The following is a 5,553-nucleotide window of genomic DNA, read 5'->3' as shown; positions in this document are numbered from 1 at the left end:
TGATAAGAAAGTACAGGAACTTCGGGAAAGAGTGCAAAAGATGCTGAGGTGAGGGGTTTTGGGTAGCAATCAGAAATTTATAGAATTGGTAGGTCTTCTCGACCTAAATGCTTTCTATGTGTATATTTGTAGCCAATCAATCTGATCTTGAGATCATTCAGCTGCGTTCCCATAGTTCACAATATGTGCTTTGGGAGGTTTTATTCCTTTTTTATAGAATTCATTCCAGGTTCTTCGGGTTACATCAGATCTGAATACGAATTCATCCCTAAGATCGTTCACATATGCCCTTGCTTTTAGACCTTTGTAGAAGGGATAATCGTTTAAAAGAATAACAACCGGCCTGGTTGGAGATATATATACGAATCTTGAAGTAACGACTGCTTCCCTTAATATCTTCATTGCCAGGTCTACGTCAGAATCGTTCTCTATATATATATCCAGCATTGCCATCATTTCTGAACTACCCGAATTGCCGCTTGCAACACACTGTGTGAACACCAGGTTGTTTGGAGCCAATACCAGTTCATCGTTGGGAGTAACAAGACGGGTAGCCCTGAGGCCTATATCCTTGACCTCTCCATAATAGTCACCCATTTCGATCCTGTCCCCAACATGATAAGTTTTTTCCATTACGATTATAATTCCCGCTGCAATATTCTCAAAGAGGTTCCTCAGCCCTATACCAATTGCAGCACCAATAAGGCCACTTAATAATACTAGTTGATTGAAGGACAGCGCAAATATAGATGCAAAAATGTAATAGATAGCCAATGAATAAATGAGGACTTTAGACAGAGGGATTATAGTCTTGAAATGTAGCCTGTACCTCCATGTCATTTCTGAAAATTTTGTCAGGAAAAATGCAACTATCTTTGAAAGAATGACAGCAAGGATTATGATGGCAAAAGACACAAGCACTGTATTTGGGTCAATTTGTTCAAAGCCAGTGACAACTGTATCCAGATTCACTTCAGCCATTACCACACCAACCTGATGTTCTCTAAATATTTGACAACAACCGATAGTTTTTCAGGTTTTACACTGTAATATTCATCATTTTTTGCTATCAGATCCTGATTGAGCATTTCAAATATTATTTTGTTGATCATCATGTCATCTACATTATAAGTCCAGTTTAATATTATATTTTTCAGTTCCGCTTTTTTAATATGTCCCATTGACAATATAATATATAGAACAAATCTTCCGGTACTATCGAGATCTATATTACTGAAAACAGTATTGATGTTACTTGTTTTGATCACAGGATATTCTAACCATTTGTTCCATATATCCTTTGCAACCCCGGGATTTCCACGTGAGATCTTTGCAATTTCTTTAAATATAATGGATTCTGCAGTTTCACTTGGTGTTCTATTAAAGAGAAGTGTCTGAAGGGCAACATAGTTGATCCGCAAACTGTATAGATTGACTTTGCCACGTGTGATATTTTTCGCTATAGGTCTTTTAACCACCTGAAATATTTTTTCTTTCTTTACCTCAATGTCATTTACAAATTGTATTTCATTCTCATTATATGCTGAAAGCAAGAACTCTTCCATATCTGCAGGGTTCAGCGATGGAATTTTCACCTGTACTGGAAAATATCTGCCTATATCCAATACCCGATCAAGATAATTCCATGAGTGGATATTCCATGTGGTTATGTAGAGTATTTTATCAGAGGAAAGCACCATATTCAGGAACTCTTCGATAACATCGAATCCACCAATCTTTCTCATATACAGGTAATGACAATTGTCAAATATCATTATCCTGGTGGGGTCTTTAAGCAGAGGTATCTGGTCCTTGTTGTCCATTATAGATGAAAAAGTGACCTTTGTCACTTCATGTGGATGCATTTTGACAATCTCATCTACAAGTTCAGATTTCCCCGCATAAGGCAATGCCAATATAGCGATGTTGACCCTTTGGCCTGATACAAAATCAGATATAGCTTTTTGTATGGCTGCAATCGGTTCGTCCAGACCGAACACCAACTTTTGTATAGAGTCGTTTTCATCTGATGCGACCATAAGTATTCTGCCTCGCCTTTAACATTACTATTGTCCCTGACCCCATGAACAAAACGTGTGCGGAATATGCAACATGAGCTCAAAAAAGGTAAGGTCGTACAATTATAAATACTACTTGATGAACTGCTGACTATTAGATCTGAGTGGACCAAAACTATATATAATGAAAGTATTACCTATTGACAGATTTTTAAAACAAGCAGTAAATAGCGAATTATTCTTACAAAGCTGCCTAACGGATGGAAAATGTCGGTCAAACATATTGTAAATCTGTATGCTTACAGACAACTGATATGGCAATTAGCTTGGAGTGAGTTCAAACTGAGGTATAAGAACTCTGTTTTGGGATATTTCTGGTCATTGCTGGAACCTCTGCTCATGCTCACGGTCCTTTATTATGTGTTTTCACATCTTATGAGAATGCAGATAGAGAATTACCAGCTTTTTCTGTTGCTGGGTATTATCATCTGGAATTTTCTCAGCAGAGCTACCAGCATCGGAATGAACTCCATCGTTGGAAAACCAAGCCTCATTAAAAAGATATATTTCCCCAGGGACATATTTGTGATATCATCGTGCATAACAGCATTGCTTATGAGTGTGTTTGAATCTATTGTATTTATATTGTTTATGATATACTTTAAGGTGCCATTGTCAATATATATAATACAGGCTCCCATAATACTGATCTGCCTCCTGGTACTGTCTGTTGGCCTGTCCCTGGCTTTAGCAGCTCTTAATGTACTTTACCGCGATGTGCAGTTCATCTGGGCTGTACTCCTGCAGGCAGGCTACTTTGCAACGCCCATAATGTATGCGGTCGAGATCTTTCCTGCAAACCTCAGGGGCATAGTGCTTCTGAATCCTGTTGCAAGGGTGATCATTGCTGCAAGAGATACAATAATCTATGCCTCCCCCATGCAAACGGAAGATCTGATATTCATGAGCATTGCATCAGTAGTTTTCCTGCTCATAGGGTATGCTATTTTCAATAAAATAGAGCCCCGTTTTGCGGAGGAGATCTGAATGCCTGTGATCGAAGTAGAGAAACTTGAAAAATCATTCCGCATCCCACATGAAAAGCGAACTACACTGTTCGAGGCACTTACAGGTGTGTTCAAGCCGGAATCCTATGAGGTCTTCAATGCTTTAAAGAACATTAATTTCGATGTGGAAGAAGGTGAGTTCTTTGGGGTAATTGGAGAGAACGGAAGCGGTAAAAGCACTTTGCTGAAAATAATAGCGGGTATCCTATATCCTTCCTCAGGTGATGTATGTATCCGTAAGAAAGTTACACCCTTCCTTGAACTTGGTGTCGGGTTCCAGCCCGATATGACAGCCGTGGAGAACATAAAGACCTATGGTACTATAATGGGAATGTCAAAGTATGACATTAAGTCAAGGACAGATGACATACTGGAGTTTGCAGGACTGGAGAGGTTCAGAGACACAAAACTGAAGAACTTTTCTTCAGGGATGCAGGTAAGACTTGCTTTTTCCACTGCTATCCAGACAGATCCGGAGATATTGCTGATGGATGAAGTACTTGCAGTAGGGGACATGGATTTTCAACAAAAATGCCTGGATGTCCTGAACAACTACCGCAAGGAAGGGGTAACAATAGTATTTGTGTCCCATGACCTGGGTTCGGTAAGGAGGTTCTGTGACAGGACCTTATTACTACACAAGGGAGAACAGGTCGCATTGGGGGAAACGGGGGAAGTAATAGATAAGTATGTGTATGGAGAGCAGGATAAAAACGTTTCAGAAGCAATCCACAATGTAGTTGAAAGTGATATTGCCATCCTAGCCGAAGATAAAAACTCTGTCAAAAACTCCCGATGGGGTGACCAGAAAGTTGAGATCGTAAATGTCGAGTTCCATGATAAATTCGGTAATATAAGTAACAGGTTCAATTCCTTTGATGCAATGACCATAAGGATCCTTTATCATGCTCATGAGAAGGTACCTGACCCAATTTTTGGCATTGCTCTGTATTCAGAAAAAGGAGAGAATCTTTTTGGTACCAATACGGAATTGAGAGACATAACTATTGATTATATCGAAGGTAAAGGTCATATAGATCTGAACATCGAGAGCATCTCTATGCTCTCAGGAAGATTTCAGTTAACTGTTGCTATACATAGTCGTACACATAACCCCTATGACTGGCATGATAAACTATATCATTTTGATGTGATCCCGACAAGCAGGGATGCGGGAATATTCGATGTACCTTGCAAATGGATAATATGAATGGTGGGAATGACATTTATGGATACTTTTGAGATCAACGATGAAGAAGTGAATGTTGAAGAGATCATGAGAAAGATAAGGGAAAATATAAGTAAACGAAAAGAGCAAGGAACTTATCCACTTCAACTTGATGCAGCAGCCCAACAGCTGACATCAGATCAGAAATGGGCAATGGGAGAAATTAGAGGAGAGATTGCCGATGATCTTCTTAATTTGAACATTAATTGCGATATTCAAAATAATAGTTACGTAATCAGTTCCCATCGTCTCTTTGTAGGAAAAGGCCTTGTTAAAGGCAGAGAGATTGTCCATGGAGAAGTACGAAGATATGTGGATCCAATGGTCTTTAAGCAGATAAGTTTCAACCAGAATGCTGCCAAAGTTCTCAACAATGCAGCCCATAGGCTTTCAAGTATAGAAAATACAATTGGTGATCTTGAAATCAAAGACCAGCATTTTCCTGAGCCGAAAAGCCTGCGACAGCAACTCAAAGAGACTAATGAGAGACTATTACAGGTAGAGAGAGAGACCGATGAGCGACTATTACAAGTAGAGGATAGGCTCGAAGCTCTTAAAAAACAGATCAATGACGAGATAGCGGTTAACAGAAAAATGTATGAAATGACCGACCAGATCAGAACCGATGTGAAAATGCGTATTCCACAGTTAAAGAATGAAATAAAGGAAGAAAACGAGGAAAGAATGCGCTCGGTTATTGAAGCAATGGACGCAGATATAGAGAAGAAGGCATGGCTTTCTAATATGCTTGATGATAGAATAACATATGGATTATCACAGACTGAGAAACTTCTACAGCCACCCCTCCTTGACACCGGTATTAACTACTTTGTTTTCGAGGATAAATTCCGAGGAGCCAGAGAGGAAATTGCTCAAAGGCAAACTGCTTTTCTCCGTTATTTTGAAGGATGTAAGAATGTACTTGACATTGGCTGTGGAAGGGGAGAGTTCCTTGAAACTATGCGTAAACACGGAATAGGTGCCCGTGGAGTAGATCTCGATGAAACCATGGTGGATTACTGCCGCTCAAAGGGCCTTGAAGTGGAACTAGAGGATGCATTTGATTATATGGAAAAACTGGAAGATGCAAGTCTTGATGGAATATTTATAGACCAGGTAGTGGAGCACCTAGAGCCTGCATACCTTGTCAGATTACTGAAACTATGTTTCCAAAAGATGAAATATGGATTTTACCTTATCGCAGAAACCGTGAATCCGCTTTCTTTTTCTTCGTTTGCAA

At 39.5% G+C, this 5,553-nt stretch carries 5 protein-coding genes; 3 read left to right on the top strand and 2 right to left on the bottom strand.

Annotated elements, in window-relative coordinates:
- Positions 1–153 precede the first annotated feature (153 nt).
- Together ACCM36_RS03895 and ACCM36_RS03890 are read right to left on the bottom strand one after the other, a co-directional pair.
- Complete coding sequence (locus tag ACCM36_RS03895; protein ID WP_370572425.1) at positions 154–981, bottom strand: mechanosensitive ion channel family protein; 828 nt, start codon at positions 979–981, stop codon at positions 154–156.
- Positions 981–2,039, bottom strand: coding sequence for a hypothetical protein (locus tag ACCM36_RS03890; protein ID WP_370572424.1), 1,059 nt, complete (start codon positions 2,037–2,039; stop codon positions 981–983). The genes ACCM36_RS03895 and ACCM36_RS03890 overlap by 1 nt, the downstream gene beginning before the upstream one ends.
- Before the next feature lie 246 nt (positions 2,040–2,285).
- Here ACCM36_RS03890 and ACCM36_RS03885 point away from each other — a divergent pair, with 246 nt between their 5' ends.
- The 3 genes from ACCM36_RS03885 to ACCM36_RS03875 all read left to right on the top strand — a co-directional run.
- On the top strand, positions 2,286–3,065 hold the full coding sequence (locus ACCM36_RS03885) for an ABC transporter permease (RefSeq protein ID WP_370572423.1): 780 nt from the start codon (positions 2,286–2,288) through the stop codon (positions 3,063–3,065).
- Positions 3,066–4,295 carry an ABC transporter ATP-binding protein gene (locus ACCM36_RS03880; protein WP_370572422.1) on the top strand — a complete coding sequence of 410 codons (1,230 nt, stop codon included), beginning with the start codon at positions 3,066–3,068 and terminating at the stop codon, positions 4,293–4,295. It begins immediately after the preceding gene.
- 9 nt (positions 4,296–4,304) lie between these two features.
- Positions 4,305–5,553 (top strand): class I SAM-dependent methyltransferase (locus ACCM36_RS03875; RefSeq protein ID WP_370572421.1); only part of this gene is annotated, 1,249 nt, incomplete at its 3' end.

It is taken from the genome of Methanomethylovorans sp., from assembly GCF_041305605.1.
Classification (GTDB): domain Archaea; phylum Halobacteriota; class Methanosarcinia; order Methanosarcinales; family Methanosarcinaceae; genus Methanomethylovorans.
This window is presented reverse-complemented; position numbering and strand designations above follow the sequence as displayed.

What these genes read in the sequence shown, in the direction of transcription:
- ACCM36_RS03895 (WP_370572425.1), bottom strand. Translation starts at nt 981, where the DNA reads ATGGCTGAAGTGAATCTGGATACAGTTGTCACTGGCTTTGAACAAATT.
- ACCM36_RS03890 (WP_370572424.1), bottom strand. Translation starts at nt 2,039, where the DNA reads ATGGTCGCATCAGATGAAAACGACTCTATACAAAAGTTGGTGTTCGGT.
- ACCM36_RS03885 (WP_370572423.1), top strand. Translation starts at nt 2,286, where the DNA reads ATGTCGGTCAAACATATTGTAAATCTGTATGCTTACAGACAACTGATA.
- ACCM36_RS03880 (WP_370572422.1), top strand. Translation starts at nt 3,066, where the DNA reads ATGCCTGTGATCGAAGTAGAGAAACTTGAAAAATCATTCCGCATCCCA.